This is a genomic window from Agaribacter flavus, assembly GCF_042646125.1.
Taxonomy (GTDB): Bacteria; Pseudomonadota; Gammaproteobacteria; order Enterobacterales; family Alteromonadaceae; genus Glaciecola; species Glaciecola flavus.
The window spans coordinates 31,275-50,890 of record NZ_JBHRSW010000047.1 but is presented as its reverse complement, the minus strand read 5'-3'; the positions used below and the strand labels follow the sequence as shown (position 1 = coordinate 50,890).

Sequence of the window (19,616 nt, the reverse complement as noted above, 5' to 3'; positions counted from 1 at the left end):
TACTTCTCTGGCGGACATATAAAGGTTTTGTGGTAAGTCACTTCAAATTGATTGTGGGTAAGGACGAACAACTTGGTTACATAGTAACAGGACAACGATTGCGTTGTCAGCTTCAACTACGCGACAAAAAGTAACAATTTGATCACAAATGTATTGCGGGGGAAGGTTTTGCTAGGTGTTTATGTGTGTCTGCTGCAGCCTGATTTGGTTGCCACCCATGCTGCAAGGGCTCAGCGGTTTATACTTGGAATTCCCCCCTTTTGTCGCAAAATTTATTTTTCAAGTATGAAAAATCAAAGCGTATATGGATATACTCGCAGCGGTTTTGCGACAAAAAGGGGGAATTCCAAGTATAAACCGCTAAGCCGTCCAGGTAAGTGAGCAAATAATATTGGAACGTGAGTTACTTTAGGCGATGCTTGTTTTGAGTTTACAACTCATCATTCGCAAATCCCTAGTTTACACACTCTTCTAAATGATCGCCTTCGTGTAATTTTTTACTGCGTTTTGTTGCAAAATCGTTATACAACTTCATCGACAATATACATGCCGACAACAACAATGTTACCATGTTCGCAACTATCACCGCACTGTCTTGCTTAAAAATCCCATAAACCAACCAGCCCGCAACACCAACAGTGAATATACTATACATCGCAAGAGACAATGACGCGGTATCACGTGTTTTAAAAACCTGAATCACCTGAGGTAAAAACGAGAATGTCGTCAAAAATGCTGATGTAAATCCAAGTATTTCAATAGTCGTCATAATAGTTACCTCGTTAATGCTGAGTGTTAATACGATACTTTTAGCGTAAAACCAGATTTTGGTTCATTGGTAAAAGTTGCGGCAAGTCTACGCTCAAGTTTGTATTTTGGTAATGTTTTAAGCTATCATAATTTTTATCCATAACTATCATTGATTGATTTTCATGCCAACAGAAAGTAACTGGTTTGACGCCCTAGAGATTGGATCTGAATGTGATGAAAGGTTTGTAGATTGCGCAAAAACGCCGGCGCTTGAAAGACTTAATAGCGCATTATCTGGCATTTCAAATTTGAAGGGAAATTACAAAGTTGCGCGAGCGAATCCGCAGTGGCATGCTTTGATTTATATCATTGATGGAGAACTGAATTTGCGCACTCGCTCAGCCCATCACAATATCACAAAAAGCCATTTAGTATGCTTACCCGCTTATCAACCCTTTGTCATGGAGCTGAAAGCGACTCACTTGGATATGGTCTGGTTTCACCTAGATGTCAGCGAAAAGTGGAATGACTCTGTCAAAGGGCGGCCTGATGCCGAGTTTTGTGAATATAACCAACAAATCTATCACTTGCTCAGTATGATTTATTATGAGCCTGATACAAGTCTACAGATACCCGCTTTTACCCAACTCGACAACTACATCGCCAAAAGCTTGCAGGTACACCAAACACGCTCACAAGAATCGCAACGAATTTGGCAGCTACAACAAGCACTGGAACAGCGCTTGCACTATAATTGGACGGTAGAATCGATGTCAGAAATCGCCAACTATTCGCCGCCGCATTTACATCGCCTATTCCAGCAACATTTTGGCAAAAGTCCACTGCAGTACTTGATTCATTTGCGAATGGAGCGAGCTAAATATTTACTCACACAATCGAATTGGTCAATCGAACAAATAGGCGAACAAGTAGGTTACAGTGATGTCTTCAATTTTTCAAAGCGGTTTAAAAAATCCGTCAGTATCGCACCGGGACATTATCGCAAACAGTTTTCTTAATCACTATTCAGCTTTTTTATTTGTTCATACAAACGCTTAATCACTGGCCCATTTCCGCGTATACGTTTAGCCTCGCTAATAAGCAAATAGGCGTGCTCGTAATCTGCTCTTGCAAGTAATACCTTGGCGGTTTCTCTCAGAAAATCAACTTTGTCATATCGACACATTTTTTGCAGAATTTTGTCCGGGAAGAAAAAATCTTTCTCCCGTACTTGTAACAAAAAGTGACAATCAAATAGTTCACAAAGTTGACGATGATCAGGGTCATCACTGTACCAGTCCCCAACTAAAATTCTTTTTCTTATGCGTTGGTAAGTCGATTTTTCTTGTTGAACGAAGGTCTGCATTATTTCTATCATCTCTGCAATAATTTTTAGCGACGATACGCTTTTATTGCAGTGTTCTGTATTCAACGGCACAGTAATACTGAAACCAGACTCAATGGCAATCACATCTTTTTCAAACTTTTCGACAAGGCGCTTGTAGGTGTCCTCACTGATCATTGTATCAGCGCCTGCACTGTCATATTGCTTCGTGTCAGATGCCGCTTGAAAAAACAAATCCAGCTTATTGTTTAGCCTTGTATCCTCATTCGTTAATACTAAGTTTGTTAGGCGTTTTAGCTTTAGCGCAGGTAAACAGTATCCACTGTTTACCTGCTCGTCCAATGCACCGGAAGGGAAGTGCTCTTTTGGAATCCCAAGATAATCAAAAAACATGCGTACTACCGAAGCAGTCGTTTTTGCGTTGCTCGAATATGGCAACACTGCAAACGCCTCGTCAAATCGTTCTTTCCACTCGAAAAGGTGACGCCCAGAAAGCACAGGCTGAACGTTGTTAATGGCTCGTTCTGCATAATCGTCTATCTTTCTAGTGAAAAAATGCCGCTTAATCATTTGATTGTAAGCGGAGAAAAATGCCTCAACGGGATGACGAAAAAAAGAGACAACACGCACATTTAGACCCGATAGAGACTCATACAAATCATTCGGATGCTGGGATAAACCTTCACTTGAAATCAATAAGGTTTGCCTGCGAGCGCGCGCTTTGACAATGTACTCATCGATTCGCTCCCGAAATTTGCTAACTCCCTCGTCTCGTAAAATTTTATACAGGTTTGAGTGCCCACCTGACACACCGTTTTTGTCTAGAGCATGCCGAGGGTAGTACCAACCGCAATTTGCGAGTACCTTATTATAATTCACACATAACTTTTGAATAGCTGAAGAACCGGTTTTCGGTAATCCAATATGAACCACCACGTCTATATCTGCAAAATTAGCTTTCAGATGCAAATCCTCTACTGGCAGCGGTACTTTTTCTCATATGTAAAAGTACTAGCAAAATGAAAATAATTTGCGGAGTATACATGAGAAAAATAGACAAGTCTTAGGGTGTATGTCTCCTCGTTGCACAATTACACATCAGGGGTAAACAGTCCCTAGTTACTACGTGAAGAATTTGTTTTATATTAGGGCTGGTTCAGCTTTGCAGAAATGGATACAGATGAAGCATAAAAAAATAATGAAATCAATAGCATGTATACTTTTGATTGCTAAATGCGCAATTGGCTTTGCAGAAATAAAACACGAAATGCCTAACATTGTATTCATGTTGGCAGATGATCTCGGTTGGAATGACACCAGTTTATACAATGAAAATCGGTTTTATGAAACGCCAAATATCCAACGATTAGCCGAAATTGGCGTGAAATTTACCCGATCATATACAAATAGTCCGCTTTGCTCACCGACACGCGCCTCTATATTGACGGGTCAGACTCCCGCAAGGCACGGTTCAACAGAACCCGCGCACGGTTCAGAAACAGTCAGACTGACGCCCTCAGTTAATCGCACAGCGGCGTCTTTCAGAAAGTCTGTTAAACCCTTAACAGTCACGCGCCTCAATACAAATATTCCAACCCTCTCTCGCCTTTTAAAGGAGCGCGATTATCAAACAGCACATTTTGGGAAGTGGCACTTGGGTGCCGAGCCTTATAGTCCTCTAGAACACGGTTTCGATGTTGATATTCCTCACTATGAGGGTTCAGGTCCATCGGGTGGATATCTAGCTCCTTGGCGTTTTGCACCCAACTTAGCGATGAAAGAAAAAGGAGAGCATATTGATATTCGCTTAGCAAAAGAGGCCAGTGATTGGATAAAAAGCGTCCACAATGACGGACCGTTTTACCTTAATTTTTGGACATTTTCTGTCCATTCACCATTCAATGCTCAAGCTGAATTGGTTCGCGAATTCGAAAAGAAGCAAACAAGCGTTAACAGCCAGCAAAGCGCAGTTTACGCGGCGATGGTCAAACATTTTGACGACAGTATTGGCATACTCTTAGATACCCTTGAAAAGGAAAACTTGCTTGATTCTACTATCATAGTATTTACCTCTGATAATGGTGGAAACCACTATGGCAAAGTAGACGGTCTTCGACCAACAAGCAACTTACCGCTAAGCTATGGCAAAGCGTCCAACTATGAGGGGGGAATTCGTGTTCCTACCGTTATTTACTGGCCAAATCTGCATAATCAGCCCCACACAGTCGACACGCCTATTCAATCTGTCGACTTCTTTCCAACGCTGTTGAATGGTCTTGCGATTTCATGGCCGTCATCGCATGTCATAGATGGTCGCGACATTCGCCCCCTGATCGCAGGCGATATTCTGGATGAAAGCCCTGTGTTCACCTATTTTCCAGCAGAACCTAGTGTACCAGGTTGGCTTCCTCCATCGGCAAGTGTCATTCTTAACGGTTGGAAACTCATCAAAACATTTCACTATGGACAGCCTTCTGGTGATTTATTTCATTTATTCGATTTAAACACCGACTTTGGAGAAATGACAAATCTCGCAGATGTGTTGCCGGATAAAGTCCAAGAGTTAGATAGGCTTATAGAGCAACACCTAATCGACAGTTTTGCCGTTCTGCCCAGACAGAATGAGAATTATATAGAGGGCAGTTTTGATTACACGCAAATTGGCCTGCCTTCTGAGCAGTTTTCTCTTGTGTCCGAGAGGAAAGTATCTAGCCTGTCTTTATCCAAGTATTCGTCAACAGCAACGAGCAATGAAGACGTGTACATAAATTTACACTCCGGAAATGCTAGCGACCTATCTCACATTCATTTTGAACAGTTTTTAGGGCCAGAAATTACCATGGAGCAAACCAGTTTTGATACCTTAAAGTTTACTGCTCCTGAAGTGTATGTCGAGACTTACATCGGTATTGCCATTTCCTCTGACAGCGATATGAACCCCGTTCGCCACTATACAAAAATCTCGCCAGTGGAAATTGCACCTACTATTCAAGTACTCCCCGAAACCCAAGAAATCGCAAAAGGGGACACCTTGGTCTTACAAGTTGACGCACAGGATCTAAATCAAGAGTTGCTCAAGCTGTCAGTATCCGCTAGCCTGCGAAACTTAGATTTAAAAGAAGCACCTTTGCGAGGAACATACAGCATCCCAATCCCGAGTGACACATCAGCAAGCGAACTTTCATTGACATTTTCAGTCAGTGATGGAAATCAAGATGCATCAACTTCAGTAACAGTAGCAATCAAAGAACCATGCTCTGGTGGAACGATGGCACCACAATATATTGTCTTGTTCCTCTTTTGGATCATGGCACTTGTTTCATTCAGAGAAATAACAAGAAGACAGATGTGTCGATAAACAATGATTTTTTTGCAAATTTGTATTCACTGGGTCAAGCTCATACCAATAGAATAATATATGTTGTTTAATTTAAAGAAAAATAAAGCGCTTACCATTAAATTGGTAGCCATTGCCAAAGATGAGGCCGCCTATCTACCCGAATGGATATTTCACCATTTACAAAGCGGTTTTGATTCAATAGATATATACGTCAACCACACTTCTGACAACACTTGGGAAATTGCTCAGTGCTTGCAAAGAGAAACTCGGGTTCGATTTATTGATGGCGATGAATTTTTTTATGAAGGCAACAAGAATCCTCAAAACACCGTTTACCAACACGCATACAAAACCATCGACAATAAGAAATTTGACTATCTCATGTTTTTGGATATCGATGAATTTTGGTTCAATAAAGGGGACTTCGTCTCAGTAAAGGATCGATTAGCACAGCTAAACTACCCATCTGTACTCTGCTTAAACTGGTTTAATAAACACAATGAGTCTGATTTTAGCGACATTTATGATACTCAACAGCATGGCGTAACATCAGCATGGGTCAAAACAATATTTTCCACCCAAGTTAAGGTAAAACACATAGAAATTCATAACGTTAAAACGGCACAAAAAAGCTATACGCTGGGCGATGGTTCAATTTGGAACTGGGAACAATCACAAGGGCCTGTTGGGTATTTACCTGAGCCTTTGCAAAGCTGTAATGTCAAAGAAACCTTTATTTTACATAGAATGAACCGCAGCCAAATGGAATATGTCTCCCTATTGTCTCGCGGAGCAGCAAGGCAAAATCAAAAGGGTATGAGTCGTTTTAAAACAAACAGAAGTGGGTATTGTTTCACTAAGACTTCTCAACAGACGATAGTTTATAAAGACCAGCAATGCTTAGAATATAAACACGCCCTTGCTGCATTTGTTTCCGAATACAACTTGACAGTTCCTCTTCAAGATGCCCGAACTTTCATTCGTAAACGCTTTCACGCCAGCTTGACTAATATTAAGACTAGTCCAACGGATAATCTTGCTTTAATTGAACGCATCACCAAAAACGTTACCCTTCCAGAGGTATTGGATGCAAAGAACGTATTTATGCAAGCTGTAGTAAAAGAAAAAAAGCTCGATATCGCCAACACTCTCAGGGAGTTAGCAATATCTATGGAAAAAATTGATTTAAAAACAGCGCAAGACCTAATGGCAAAAGCACTAGAATACAAGCCATCCGGTCCTATGATAAAACGCAAGCTCCAAGAGTATCGAAATAGACTGAGCGATGAGCGCAACACATAACTTTATCCGTAGTAAGCAGGCGCATTCCCATCTTTCCACTTAATATTGCAACCCACTGACGGTATTTGTGGTTCAGGCAATGTATCATTTTTCAACAAAGCATCTAAAGCACAAGCAAGCGATTCGCCTGTGGCTTGTGCTTTTGAAGAGTCATAGTTTCCTGAAGAAATACGGTGCGGTCGCGTAGTATCAAATTGTCCGCGATAAGCTAATTTTCTCTCCGAATCAAACACGTAGATATCTGGTGTACAAGCTGCACTAAAAGCTTTTGCCACTTCCTGTGTATCGTCAAATAAATAAGGAAAAGTATAAGCTCGGTGCTCACGCTCTTTTTTCATTGCATCAAAATTATCTGCGGGATAAGTATCGGTATCGTTGCTGTTTATTGCGACAAACCCTACACCTTTATCCTGATATTTTTTTGCCAATTCTGCGAGCGCAGGCGCAATATGGATAACATAAGGACAATGATTACAAATAAATAAAACTACCAGTAGTTTATCTTCCTCAAAATCGGATAAAGACGTAATACCACCCGAAGTATTGGGTAAACAAAAATCAGGGGCAGGACTGGATAAAGCAAGCATTGTAGATTCGGTTAAGGCCATATTTTTTAAAGCTCCTTTCACACTATATTTTTAGTGAAGTATGGCGGAATATGTGTCACAAGTCACTCATTCACAATGACAAAACAAGACATGTAATTTTAGTCAAGACGAACAACTATAGTGGTTGACGCCGCCAAGCGCATCGTATTTTGCCGGTCGCAATTGATAGTGAACACCGTCGATATCTTTCGATAATTCACCGTAGGGCTGAGTTAACACCCACTGCAAGTCATGCACCCTTTTATAGTCGCCGTTAGTCGCCTCCTCATAAGCAGGCACCACTAACCATTCTCGCCATGTATATTTCGGATTCACTTGCTTCATCAGTTCGCTAGCTTGAACAAGCTCTGCGTCGCTAGTAAAAGACGCTCGCCAATCATCTAGCCAACTCTCCCACTGCTCAAGCAGCGGTGCACTCAACGCTTGATAAAAACTATGACTCAAGCTTGCGATCTTATCAGGCATTTTTGAAAGTTCGCAAAAGAACATCGTGTAATCAGCGCCACTGGAAACCATTAGACTCAGCAGTTTATGAAACAGGGCTTCGTCATAGTTCTGCATACCTAGCTTCGCTGCCCACATGTTTTCTAAGGCAATTTGCATATCAGACGAGAAACCAGCAAGAATCACTTCAATGCACTTAGCTGCCTCAGGATAGTCTGTGAGCAAAGGTAAAAGTGACCGACAGAACATACCAAAATTTTCTTTTGCCGCGGCACTCTGATTAAAAAAAGAAAAATGGCGTCCGCCTCCCGTCCAAGGTTGATAAAAAGGATCAAAACGCTCAACAAATCCGAAAGGCCCGTAATCAAGGGTATACCCCCCACACGCACAGTTATCACTATTGAAGTTCCCCTGACAATAGCCAACCCGCATCCAATGCGCGACAAGTGCAATAAGCCGTTTGCGAAATGCCGTAGCGAGAAGCACTACCTGCTCTTCGAAACCAAGCTTGTCGTCTATCTCATCTCGATACTCTCGCTCAATAAGGTGTAGAACGATTTTTTTGAGCTCGTTTAATGCATTGGCATGAGCGTTATTTCGTGCTCTACGGGCAAAAAGCTCTAATTGACCGACACGCAAAAAAGATGGCGCAACTCGTGTTGAAATCGCCACCGGATTGGCCACTAGAATGTCTGGATCGCGTGTTTTTGAACCCTCGGAGTACCAAGGGCGATTCACTTTTTCAGTGGCAGACAAAAATAAGCACAATGAACGAGAGGTCGGCACCCCCAAAGCATGCATGTGTTCTTGTGCTAAAAACTCACGAACGCTCGAACGCAGTACGGCTCTGCCATCGCCACCACGACAATAGGGTGTGCGACCACCACCTTTTAACTGCATTTCCCAACGTTTACCCTTAGCAAGCACCTCTAAAACAGAAATAGCTCGCCCATCCCCATAAGCATTACCTGTTTGAAAAGGGCATTGTTGCACGTACTCGGTGCCATAAATTGAGAGCGCATACCCTGTTGCCCAGCCAAATGGCCTGATCGGCTCTGGTAAGTTTGACAAATCACCCGAAAACAAGCGCCCAAAATCTTCATCAATAGCTAAGTCGTCGTCAAAACCCAAATCATTAAAAAGCGCTTTACTGTGAGCAATGTATTGGTGATTAGCAATAGCAGTCGGTTTAACCGGTACATAGTGCCCTGAGAAAACTTGTCTCGGCGCATAGTCATCGCCGTTTTGTGTAGCATCAGGGTCGCAAACAAGTGTATCCATTAAAGAATAATCAACCAAGGTTGCCAGCTCGTTGATGTTTGTTATCTTCTGCGATAATTTTGTCGTTTGCTGCTTACCCATCATACCTATGTTGTTACCTCTTCTTATATTCAGTCGAGCTTAGATAAATTACTGGAACGCTCAGAGCTTAGATCAACACACCATAACTTGTACACTCTAAAGTAAATGACGGGCTTGTTGAGCACTGATTAATCAACTAGCATAGCCTTAACTTGATATCGAATACAAAAAGGCTATGTACCCGCATGACCACTGTCATGGGAGAACATAAGCAACTAAAATCACATGAAATTAGTTTACACAATCACATGTTTATTAGTGACAGCTTTCAACTTCTCAGTAAAAGCTGCGCAAGTAAAACTGCTAGCCAATGACGGTAAAACCGAAGATCAATTTGCTTTCAGTGTGGCAATAGATGGCACAACTGCTTTAATCGGCGCTCACAAAGCGGATACAAATAATATCAAAGATACGGGGGCAGCATACATATATGCCCTTAGCGATAAAGGTTGGCGACAAGAAGCAAAACTCATCGCCGCACCAGCATATGCTAATGATACCTTAGGGGGTAATGTCGCACTTAATGATCATATCGCTATGTTAGGTGCAATAAGACGGGACGATAAAGGCGAAGATTCAGGCGCCGTGTTTGCCTTTGAGAAAGAAGCAAACACTTGGTCACAAAAACAAATGATAACCGCACCCGACACCAAAACCGGTGACGCATTTGGGCAAAGCATTGCTCTGACAAATCGCTTTATGGTGATTGGCGCTCCACGCAGTGACTCCCCCGAGCAAGATTCTGGTTCGGCATATGTGTTCATAAGGAACGACAATACTTGGCAATTTCACAGTAAGTTAGTAGCAGACGACGCTGTAAAGGGAGATTTATTTGGTATTAGTGTGGCAATTGACGGTAACACTATTTTAGTAGGTGCGGACTTAAACGACGAGAAAGCAGAAAATGCTGGCGCAGTTTACGTATACGCATTTAATGGGCGTCACTGGAAGCAACAAGCAAAGCTCATGGCAGAAGATGGAGGAGATACCGACATTTTTGGTGTGAGGGTCGCATTAAATGGCAATACAGCACTCATTTCCGCCAGACGAGATGACATAGAAGGCGTGGGTGTCGATGCCGGTTCAGCCTATGTTTTCGAACGTAGCGGCACACAATGGCAACAAACACAAAAACTAATAGCGCCCGATGCCAGAGCCGATGACAGATTTGCTCGCGGTGTTGCACTTAACCAAAATATGGCCTTAGTCACCGCCATGCATCACGATGCAAAAGGCGACAACGCTGGTGCGCTTTACGTCTTCAAAAAACGTAAAGATAAATGGCACTTTGCAAAGAAGATACTCGCGAATGACGGCATGCCGGGAGACAGGTTTGGCTGGAACCTCGCCGCTTCGAATAACACCGCGCTCATTGCGACACCACATCGCGGTGACAATGGCAAGGGTTCCGGCGCAGCGTATGTGGTGGATTTACTAGATTGAAGTCTTGGGATAAAACAGGGAAATAGCCAAACAAGCAGAATTACTCGGCAAACATAAAAAGAATGGCGCACCCGGCGCGATTCGAACGCGCGACCTTTGGCTCCGGAGGCCAACGCTCTATCCAGCTGAGCTACGGGTGCTAATGTAGGAATGGTTAAGCGCCGCGTATTTTACATTATCGAGCTTTGGATGCCAGTGGATTTTTTAAAAGCTGATGTAAATCAAGTTTGCTTTCAAAAAATGAAAAATCTTCGCGTGTATTGATAAACTTACAACCGCCTTGATTATGCTATCCCTTCGCGCTTGGGCAAACACTGAGGAGCGCGGCTGTTTGTCCGAGTTTCACATAACTAAGCCAAGCCAAGCAATGCCAATTACAATCGCGCTCTCAAGCTTATTGTCAGATAAACCACCTCTAACGGTTGTGCTTGCATTGGATGTGGTTATAATTACGCAGTTAATTTTTTGAATCCGGTACCCGGGGAGAACTGAGTGAAAACTAAACTAAGTATCGCTGCACTTATTGCCTGTTTAGGCGTGACCACCGTAATTGCGCAAGAAATGACCGAAGAAGAAATTGCCGAGCGAATCAAACCAGTAGGTAAAGTTAAAGTAGCGGGTGCGGTTGAAGCAAGCGCGGCAGCGGCTGGCCCTAAGTCGGGTAAAGATATATACAATGGCGCATGTGTTGCATGTCATGGTGCAGGTGTACTTGGCGCGCCAAAATTACAGATCGCAGCAGATTGGCAACCACGCCTCGACGAGAAAGGATTTGATCAAGTGTGGAAAAACGCTGTGAACGGTATTAATGCCATGCCCCCAATGGGAACATGTGGTGATTGTACCGAAGACGATATCAAAGCAGCAATCGAATATATGATAGAAGGCATCTAAGCTAAGCCAATAGCCGCCAAAAAGATGTCAAGCATGGGTAGCTTGTAAATGGCTGAACAAGAAGTAATTGGTGAGTTATCAGAATCGGAGTTGCGAGCCCTAGTCCCGCAACTCCAACAACTTACAGAGCGATATAAACGCGCAGAAAACATCCAAAAAGCGCTATTTGCCATCAGCGAGCTTTCCAGCTCAGTCCTGAGCCTTGAATCTTTGTATGAAGAAATCCATAAAATAGTGCAAAATTTTATGGAAGCAGACAATTTCTTTGTCGCATTTAATGATCAAGACCACGAACAAATTACTTTCGCGTACTTTGTTGACGAATATGATGAAGAAGTCGTCTCTTCATTGTCCTATGATCAGATCAAAAACGGTGTGACAGCTTACATACTCAAGTCTAACGAACCACTCATTCTCACTCAAGAAAACTACTTAGATATTTGCCGACAAAAAGGCTTTGAAATACTTGGCAGTCCCCCAGTAGATCTTATAGGTGTCCCAATCACCAAAGGCGACAAAGTCATCGGAGCTATGGTTGTACAAAGCTATAATCAATCGGTGCGTTACAACCAAGACGATCACGAAATATTGGTGTTTATTTCTCAGCACATTGTCACGACTGTCGATCGCGTTAAAAATAGGGAAATTATTGAAGACACCATTCACAAACGGACTCGTGAACTTCAGCGGACCAATGCTCGCCTAACTGAGGAAATAAGCGAACGAAAACGCGTTGAATCGCTACAACAAGCACTGTTCGAAATTAGCGAGCAATCCTCTTCTTCCGATGAGGACATCGTTGTGTTTTATCAGAAGATCCACAATATATTGATGCGCCTCCTCGTTGCGCCAAATTGCTATATTGCCGAGCTGGACGAAAAAAACGAAATCCTCACTTTTCCTTATTTTGTCGGCTCAAACAACGACAACAATGTACCGCGTCAACTCAAACTAGGCTTGACTGAATACGTTATCAAGAAAAAAACGACGGTTTTACTCAATCCGTCAAAAATAGCAGTCTTAAAAGACAAGCAAGAGGTTGATGCATTTACCGCAGATAAAATGATTGAAACGGGCAATTCATGGTTGGGCGCGCCTTTATTAATTAATGGCAAGGTTCAGGGCGTGATAGCAGTGCAAACTTATGGCAGCGGCGCTGAATACAACGAAGGGGATCAAAATATACTGCGCTTCGTGTCTCAGCATATCGCTGTCGCTATAGAGCGGCGACAAGCGTCACAAAATTTATTGAGATATAACCAGCAATTAAGCGATATGGTCAAAGAGCGAACTGCTGAACTCAATCACTCCAATCAGTCTCTCAAAAAACAAATAGAACAACGCAAAGAAGTCGAACTCAAGCTCATTTACGAGGCGCATCACGACAGTCTAACGGGTTTACCTAATCGCGTGATGTTTAACAGTCGCGTAGATTTAGCCATTGCTAGTAAATCCAGACATACCGATTATAATTTTGCCCTACTTTTTATTGATTTGGATCGCTTTAAGAACATCAACGATACCCTAGGCCACCACGCCGGTGATGAGTTCTTAATTGAAGTCGCCAAACGTATCACTGAATGTAAACGCAGCCATGATTTGCTCGCTCGCTTGGGCGGTGATGAATTTGTTGTGTTGCTAGACAGCTTTTTAAGCCTCAAAGATGTCGAGCAAATAGCCCAACGTATTGTAGATTCGATTAGCGCTCCTTTTTTTATTGAAGGAAAAGAAGTGTACTCGGGTGCAAGTATTGGTATTGCGGAAATTAGCCTAGAGTACGAAACGGCCGATCAAGTTTTACGGGACGCTGATGCTGCGATGTATCAAGCCAAGAGCTTGGGTAGAAATCGGTTCGTATTTTTTGATATCAGCATGCGCAACCAGCTGATTAAAGAAGTAGATTTAGAAAACAATTTTAGAAAAGCGTTCAGCCAACACGATTTTTCTTATTTTATACAGGCGATTGTTAGTGCAGTAGATGACGATATTTTATACCACGAATTTACCATAGCTTGGCATTATGAGCCCGGCAAACTGCTCATGCGCTCAGAATTTTGGGAGCTTGCAAATAAAACCGGGCTAACGCATTCCATTAATCGTTTTTTAATAGAAATGGCTTTTGTTCAACTCAAAAAGTGGAAAAAGAACAAGGCAACGGCTGAAAACAAGTTGGGGTTAACACTCTCTGTAGAACACCTTTTACACAAAGCCTCATACGAAGCATTAATACAGCAGTTGGAGTGGTCAGAAATAGATAGCAGTCTTTTGGTTATTGAACTTTCAGAAAGTGCCATCACCAAGTTCCCTAAATACTTGCCTTCGGTATTAAACAAACTGCATGCTCTAGGCGTTACTTTAGTATTGGACAACTTTGGTAATGAATCGGGTTCATTGACTCATTTACTCAAGTACGACTTTGATTTTATTAAACTTAACGCGGCTTTGGTCAATACATTTAGTATGTCTTACAAGTACCATAAGCTTGTCGAGTCAATAATATTGGTGGCAAACAACATGGGTATCCAGGTCATTGCAGACGGCGTATTAGACGAAGCCACCCAGCAAGAACTATTACTTGTCGATTGCCACTATTTACAAGGCCCTGTGGCCTCGCCAGCTGAACAAATCGAGTTATAATTCCTAGGGTCTGTTGGCCTTTAGTGTCAACAGACCCTAATCTGTACCAAAAATATTCCGCAAATTAGCAATACCTTTTTCGGCTTTCGCTTTTTGCTCTTGTTTGTCTGGTTTGCGCTTTTGCCATTCCCATTCAACATCATCTTGTGGCAGTTCATATAAAAAACGACTGGGCTCTGGTTCGTATATTTCGCCCATTTGTCTGCGCTCCCTAGCAATAGTAAAAAATAGCTGCGTTTGCGCGCGGGTAATTCCCACATAAGCTAAGCGCCGCTCTTCCTCAACATTATCCTCGTCAATGCTACTTTGATGAGGTAGTAAACCCTCTTCCATTCCCACCAAAAATACATACGGAAACTCCAGCCCTTTAGAGGCATGCAATGTCATCAATTGAACTTGATCTGCGTCATCGTCGTCTTCTCCTCGTTCCATCATGTCCCTGAGCGTCAAACGCTGCACAACTTCGGGCAAACTCATCGCAGCCTGAAGCTCATCCCCCTTTAACATATCTTGGATCCAAGAAAACAAAGTGGAGACATTTGCCATTGCCATTTCCGCCGCTTTTGGCGTTTTATTTTGCGAGAATATCCATTCTTCAATGCCAATTTTCTTAATAAAGTCGCGCAGCACAGCAATCGTGTCACCACGGCGGCAGTTATCAGCTGTTTCAACAATTAAACGTACGAAGTCTTCTAATTTACTATAACTAGACGCACCTAAAACGGATGCCAGACCGGTATGGCACATACCGTCAAACAAACCTAAACCATTGGTATTTGCATATTCACCTATTTTTGCTAAGGTGGCTCTACCGATGCCTCGACTCGGGGTATTAATAATCCGTAACAATGCGTTGTCATCTTCTTGATTAGTCAAAACACGTAAATACGCCATCATGTCTTTGATTTCGGCTCGACCAAAAAAAGACATGCCTCCACTTATTTTGTAGGGGATCCGGTTTTTCATTAGTAGCTTTTCGAACACACGGCTCTGATGATTGCCGCGATATAAAATAGAGTACTCTTTGTATTGCGTCGCATTCATAAAGCGATGAGCCAAAATTTCTGCTACGACTTTTTCTGCTTCATGTTCTTCATTTTTGGCAACCAACACCTTAATCACATCACCATAGCCCAATTCAGAGAATAAGCGCTTCTCAAAAACATGAGGATTATTCTGAATAAGGATATTCGCGCTGTGCAGTATGCGGCCTGATGAGCGATAGTTTTGTTCTAACTTAATCAGCTTTAGCTGCGGAAAGTCTTTTTGCAGCAAAACTAGGTTTTTTGGCTGCGCGCCGCGCCAGGAGTAGATCGATTGATCATCGTCTCCTACCACGGTAAATCTAGCGCGTTCGCCTACCAGCAGTTTTACCAAGGTATACTGACTACTATTGGTATCTTGATACTCGTCTACCAGCAAATACCTTAACTTGCGCTGCCACAATTCCCTAACCTGCTCCTTGTGTTGTAACAACAAGGTGGGCAACAAAATAAGATCATCAAAGTCTAGGGCATTGTAGGCTTTTAAATGACGCTGGTATTCTGCATAGTATTGCGCCAATTCTTTTTCATATTCATCGCGTGCGTGTTCTATTGCTTGTTGAGGCAGTACGAGTTCATTTTTCCAAGTTGAAATGCGATGTTGTAGCTGTTGCAAGGCTTCCTTATCGCCCGCATAGTCCGCTTCGCTGAGATCATTCAACAATGCGAATGTGTCCTTGTCATCAAAAAGAGAAAAGCCGGGTTTATACCCCACATCAGCCGCGTGCTTTTTTAGTATATTTAATCCCATTGTATGAAAAGTCGAAACTTTCAAGCCTCGTGAGGCTTTTTTACCCAAAGTCTGCCCGACTCTCTCTTTCATCTCTCGAGCCGCTTTATTGGTAAATGTGACCGCTGCGATATTACTCGGTTTATATCCGCATTCATTGACCAAATACGCTATCTTGTTTGTAATAACCCGCGTTTTGCCACTGCCTGCTCCTGCAAGCACGAGGCAAGGGCCAGATACATATTCAACGGCGGTTTGCTGGGCAGAATTTAACTTCATAGGGTGTTTTATGCTGCGAAAAAGGCTAAGAATTATAGCAAAAAAACAGGTTTTGCAGCTGATTTATTCATCCACAAAGACTACACTATTGTTAAAACAGGAGTTAAACAACAAAATATTCAGCTAGTGTCTATTAAAACGAGACGATACACTCTGACAAAAACGCTGCAAGTATTTCCATATACGCTTTAGTTTATCATCCGTGAAAAACAAATTTTGTCAGAGTGTATCGTCTCATTTTAATAGACACTAGCTAAGTATTCATAGTACTAAGAGCCAGTTATGATAGATCCTAAAAAACTAGAAGAAATCGCAAAAAATATATCTGCAGCCATTCCATCTGGTGTTAAAAATGCCGCGGAAGAAGCAGAAGGTAAGATAAAACAAGTATTGCAGTCTCAGCTGACTAAACTTGATTTTGTCAGCAGAGAAGAGTTTGATATTCAAAGCCAAGTGCTTATCAGAACCAGAGAAAAACTCGAATCACTAGAAAAGAGGTTAGCCGAGCTTGAAGCTCAGGCGTCTTCAGAAAGTTAATACCACTGAATGAAAATCGCTGCGGCCAAGCTAGCAGCGATAACCATACCTACCCAGTGATTATCCAAAAAAGCTTGGAAGCAAGCGTCTCTATCACGATTTTTGGTACTTGACCATTGCTTGAGAAAAAGTAGAAACGCAGCTACTAAACCTGCGTAAGCTGGCCATGCTAAACCACATAGGTAATAAGTATAGGAAAGTAAAATAATCGCGATAGCTTGCAAAGAGGCGACTGCGCCTAAATCAAAACGGCCAAAAAATATCGCTGTCGATTTTACGCCAATTTTTAAATCGTCATTGCGATCGACCATTGCATAAAGGGTGTCGTACGCAATTGTCCAACACAAGTTTGCGGCATACATATACCACACCCAGTTTGGAATTGTCCCCAATATAGCCATGGCGGCCATCGGAATCGACCAGCTATAAGCGGCTCCCAACACCACCTGAGGAAAGTGAGTGTAGCGTTTCATAAAAGGATATAAACTGGCTAACACAAGCGCGACAACAGAGAGCAAAACCGTTTGCCAATTTAATAGCAGAACAAGCATAAAACTCATGCTTACTAATAGGGCAAAAAGTTGTAGTGCTTCTTGTGGCTTAACCTTACCCGTTGCTAGCGGTCGAGATTGAGTTCGCAGGACATGCCCATCTACATGTCGATCTGCAAAATCATTAATCACACAACCTGCACTGCGCATCAGCACCACACCGACAACAAAAATGATAGTAATTGATAAAGACGGTAGACCTTCGCCCGTGGCACTATAACTTGCGACTAAAATTGACCATAAGGTCGGCCAGAGTAAAAGGTAGATACCAATAGGTCGGTCTAGGCGCATTAACTGCCCATAGATCCTTAGTTTTGAAAAATCCAATTGATTCTTAATCACTTAATCTTTATCACGCAGATAGCAAGGGCAATCAGGCAAGAAAGCCTCAGCGACCAATACAGATTGCCCCTCAAAACCAAACAACGAACGTCTGGCCAAGAGTGTATTTGCTTCCATTTGACGCTTTGTGAAAGGATGAGTGTTCACACTGCCCACTTCAAAATCACTCCGTTTAAATTTTTCATCGTTAAATATTCGCTTACCGAGTGGGTTATTGCCTAAGTTTGCCAATGAGGTGTCACATAGCAAAGATGGGATCACTGAGCGAGCGAACACCCATGGCTGACCGTCACCATGTAATATGACTTCTCTTACCTGCCATTGTTCACTATTACACAGTTCCAACTTCAATATTTTTTGCTCAGAGCTATCGAGAGGGGCATGCCCTTGCCCCAATAGTTCGACGGAGAATGCACTGGTTAATGCCTCCAGACGCTCTGTAAGGCTACCAGTATGTAAAATCCAGTGTTTGAGCTGCTCATTATCAAATTGGAAATTTGATGCTTTTAACCAGCCGACTGACATACCAAAGGGAAATAGAGTGTTTAACAACAAATGTGAAGAATTTCTTTAATTAACCGATATAAAGTAAGTCTAACATACACCGCAAAGATACAGAGTGAGTTTTCAAGGAATATCTTTGTTAACAACGCTTTCTTCAAAGGTAATGGGTAAAAAAATGCTACAAAACAAATCTATCTGGCTCGCGACACGTCGTTGGAGCGCCACCTATATGTTGGTACTCGCAACGTTGCTTATGTTTGACGCCAAGGCGCAGGACGAAAGCGGAAGCAGCTCGCCCAATTACGCATATATCGCCTTAGAGCCTGATATTATTACCAACTATACTGGTGATAACTCCAAACGCCTTGGGTATTTGCGTATCACTGTTGAAGTGATGTTAGACGACCCTGACTATATCCCAGATATCGAACATCACATGCCACTCTTGCGCGCAACGGCTATTGAAATTATCGGGGCGCAGTCAGAGCAAAAAGTTAAATCACTTACTGGGCGAGAAGAAATTCGCCGAAACATGGCTAAAAGCTTTAAAGACATCATGTTGCGAGAAACAGGCGACGAGTCAGTACGCGATGTGATTTTTACTAAATTTTTACGTCAGGGTGGCTAGGGTCTATTGACCCTAGCTAGCGCCTTTTTTACTACCAATATGCACTAGAGCAGCCATGACACATCCAGCGATCAAACCAAACAAATGCGCTTCATTTGCCATATTTACCGGTAGCACATTCAAATAACCGAGTGCTATCCAAAAAAGTAAAAATCCAATGTAAGCCTTTGGCATGGCAATGCCCCAAGCAGGGCGCAACCAACCAATCCACCAGATAAAACCAAATAGAGCGTAAACGACGCCGGACATGCCACCAAAATTTGGCCCAGAAAAAAACAATTGCCCCAAATTTGCGCTCAAACTTGCGGCAATAAATATCAAGAGCAAGCCTAAGGTGCCAAAAGTCTGTTCAAGTTTGCCTCCCAACAACCACCACCACAATAAATTGAAAGCCACATGTACAAAGGAAAAATGTAGAAAATTAGGTCCAAGTAAACGCCACCACTGTTGGTTTTCTACCAAATTACTGAAGGGCTGAATATGCAAATTTTGGAACCAAAAATCGAGGAATCCAATTTGGCTTGTAGCAAAAACGACCACACACAATACAAATATTAATGAAGTAAAGGGCTTGTCAATAACCTGCCTAAGTTGAAAATTTGGCTTTGGCAGTTTTATACCTTTATAAACCTCTCCTGCTTCCCACGTGGCTTGTGAAAATTTGTCAGCTCTGGGGTTGGCTTGAAACTCTTGCGCCCAAGCCAGTATTTTTTCTCGGTCTTGCTGGCCTTGAATTTGGATCAAATACGCGCTTGCAAGGCTCTCCCTGCTCTCAATAACACGAGACACGACACCTTGCTTGTTCAGGAAAACATTGAATGTATTAGCTGCACCGCTTTGAGTAAACTGCAGAACGGTTTCCCACTGTTTCATCGTA

The 19,616-nt window shown here is 42.5% G+C and carries 16 protein-coding genes and 1 tRNA gene; 8 read left to right on the top strand and 9 right to left on the bottom strand.

What is annotated here, in order from left to right; all coding sequences use genetic code 11:
- Positions 1-454: 454 nt before the first annotated feature.
- Entirely contained in the window at positions 455-769 is a 315-nt protein-coding gene (locus tag ACFOHL_RS15900; RefSeq protein WP_376921223.1) for a SemiSWEET family sugar transporter, read from the bottom strand.
- A gap of 163 nt (positions 770-932) precedes the next feature.
- On the opposite strand from ACFOHL_RS15900, the gene ACFOHL_RS15895 reads away from it, so the two are divergent.
- The gene (locus tag ACFOHL_RS15895) at positions 933-1,769 is read left to right on the top strand and encodes a helix-turn-helix domain-containing protein (RefSeq protein WP_376921222.1); all 837 of its coding nucleotides are present in this window, start codon (positions 933-935) and stop codon (positions 1,767-1,769) included.
- Here ACFOHL_RS15895 and ACFOHL_RS15890 read toward each other — a convergent pair.
- The gene (locus ACFOHL_RS15890) at positions 1,766-2,974 is read right to left on the bottom strand and encodes a hypothetical protein (protein ID WP_376921221.1); all 1,209 of its coding nucleotides are present in this window, start codon (positions 2,972-2,974) and stop codon (positions 1,766-1,768) included. The two genes, ACFOHL_RS15895 and ACFOHL_RS15890, sit on opposite strands and share 4 nt — an antisense overlap.
- Positions 2,975-3,275: 301 nt before the next feature.
- On the opposite strand from ACFOHL_RS15890, the gene ACFOHL_RS15885 reads away from it, so the two are divergent.
- Both ACFOHL_RS15885 and ACFOHL_RS15880 read left to right on the top strand, forming a co-directional pair.
- Positions 3,276-5,453 (top strand): sulfatase, encoded by a 2,178-nt coding sequence (locus tag ACFOHL_RS15885; RefSeq protein WP_376921220.1) that lies wholly within the window; start codon positions 3,276-3,278, stop codon positions 5,451-5,453.
- Positions 5,454-5,513: 60 nt separating this feature from the next.
- Positions 5,514-6,737, top strand: coding sequence for a glycosyltransferase family 2 protein (locus ACFOHL_RS15880; protein ID WP_376921219.1), 1,224 nt, complete (start codon positions 5,514-5,516; stop codon positions 6,735-6,737).
- Between the two features lie 2 nt (positions 6,738-6,739).
- Here ACFOHL_RS15880 and ACFOHL_RS15875 read toward each other — a convergent pair whose 3' ends face one another.
- On the bottom strand, positions 6,740-7,345 hold the full coding sequence (locus ACFOHL_RS15875) for a thioredoxin family protein (protein WP_376921218.1): 606 nt from the start codon (positions 7,343-7,345) through the stop codon (positions 6,740-6,742).
- A 102-nt stretch (positions 7,346-7,447) separates the two neighbouring features.
- Positions 7,448-9,151 carry a protein adenylyltransferase SelO family protein gene (locus tag ACFOHL_RS15870; RefSeq protein ID WP_376921376.1) on the bottom strand — a complete coding sequence of 568 codons (1,704 nt, stop codon included), beginning with the start codon at positions 9,149-9,151 and terminating at the stop codon, positions 7,448-7,450.
- Between the two features lie 225 nt (positions 9,152-9,376).
- Here ACFOHL_RS15870 and ACFOHL_RS15865 point away from each other — a divergent pair, with 225 nt between their 5' ends.
- Positions 9,377-10,594: an FG-GAP repeat protein gene (locus ACFOHL_RS15865; RefSeq protein WP_376921217.1), complete on the top strand. Its 1,218-nt coding sequence runs from the start codon at positions 9,377-9,379 to the stop codon at positions 10,592-10,594.
- A gap of 63 nt (positions 10,595-10,657) precedes the next feature.
- On the opposite strand, the gene ACFOHL_RS15860 is transcribed toward ACFOHL_RS15865, so the two are convergent.
- A tRNA-Arg gene (locus tag ACFOHL_RS15860) sits at positions 10,658-10,734 on the bottom strand.
- A gap of 421 nt (positions 10,735-11,155) precedes the next feature.
- Between ACFOHL_RS15860 and ACFOHL_RS15855 the strand changes: the two genes are divergently transcribed.
- On the top strand, positions 11,156-11,488 hold the full coding sequence (locus ACFOHL_RS15855; protein WP_376921375.1) for a c-type cytochrome: 333 nt from the start codon (positions 11,156-11,158) through the stop codon (positions 11,486-11,488).
- A gap of 48 nt (positions 11,489-11,536) precedes the next feature.
- On the top strand, positions 11,537-14,125 hold the full coding sequence (locus tag ACFOHL_RS15850) for a bifunctional diguanylate cyclase/phosphodiesterase (RefSeq protein WP_376921216.1): 2,589 nt from the start codon (positions 11,537-11,539) through the stop codon (positions 14,123-14,125).
- A 36-nt stretch (positions 14,126-14,161) separates the two neighbouring features.
- On the opposite strand, the gene rep is transcribed toward ACFOHL_RS15850, so the two are convergent.
- Positions 14,162-16,177, bottom strand: a complete 2,016-nt coding sequence (gene rep, locus ACFOHL_RS15845; RefSeq protein WP_376921215.1) for a DNA helicase Rep — start codon at positions 16,175-16,177, stop codon at positions 14,162-14,164.
- 282 nt (positions 16,178-16,459) lie between these two features.
- Here rep and ubiK point away from each other — a divergent pair, with 282 nt between their 5' ends.
- Complete coding sequence (gene ubiK / locus ACFOHL_RS15840) at positions 16,460-16,714, top strand: ubiquinone biosynthesis accessory factor UbiK (RefSeq protein WP_376921214.1); 255 nt, start codon at positions 16,460-16,462, stop codon at positions 16,712-16,714.
- Here ubiK and ubiA read toward each other — a convergent pair.
- Together ubiA and ACFOHL_RS15830 are read right to left on the bottom strand one after the other, a co-directional pair.
- The gene (gene ubiA / locus ACFOHL_RS15835; RefSeq protein ID WP_376921374.1) at positions 16,711-17,604 is read right to left on the bottom strand and encodes a 4-hydroxybenzoate octaprenyltransferase; all 894 of its coding nucleotides are present in this window, start codon (positions 17,602-17,604) and stop codon (positions 16,711-16,713) included. The two genes, ubiK and ubiA, sit on opposite strands and share 4 nt — an antisense overlap.
- 3 nt (positions 17,605-17,607) lie before the next feature.
- On the bottom strand, positions 17,608-18,162 hold the full coding sequence (locus ACFOHL_RS15830; RefSeq protein ID WP_376921213.1) for a chorismate--pyruvate lyase family protein: 555 nt from the start codon (positions 18,160-18,162) through the stop codon (positions 17,608-17,610).
- A gap of 85 nt (positions 18,163-18,247) precedes the next feature.
- Here ACFOHL_RS15830 and ACFOHL_RS15825 point away from each other — a divergent pair, with 85 nt between their 5' ends.
- Positions 18,248-18,739 carry a flagellar basal body-associated protein FliL gene (locus tag ACFOHL_RS15825; protein WP_376921212.1) on the top strand — a complete coding sequence of 164 codons (492 nt, stop codon included), beginning with the start codon at positions 18,248-18,250 and terminating at the stop codon, positions 18,737-18,739.
- 12 nt (positions 18,740-18,751) lie between these two features.
- Here the strand turns inward: ACFOHL_RS15825 and glpG are convergent, their stop codons facing one another.
- Positions 18,752-19,612 carry a rhomboid family intramembrane serine protease GlpG gene (gene glpG / locus ACFOHL_RS15820; protein ID WP_376921211.1) on the bottom strand — a complete coding sequence of 287 codons (861 nt, stop codon included), beginning with the start codon at positions 19,610-19,612 and terminating at the stop codon, positions 18,752-18,754.
- Positions 19,613-19,616 lie beyond the last annotated feature (4 nt).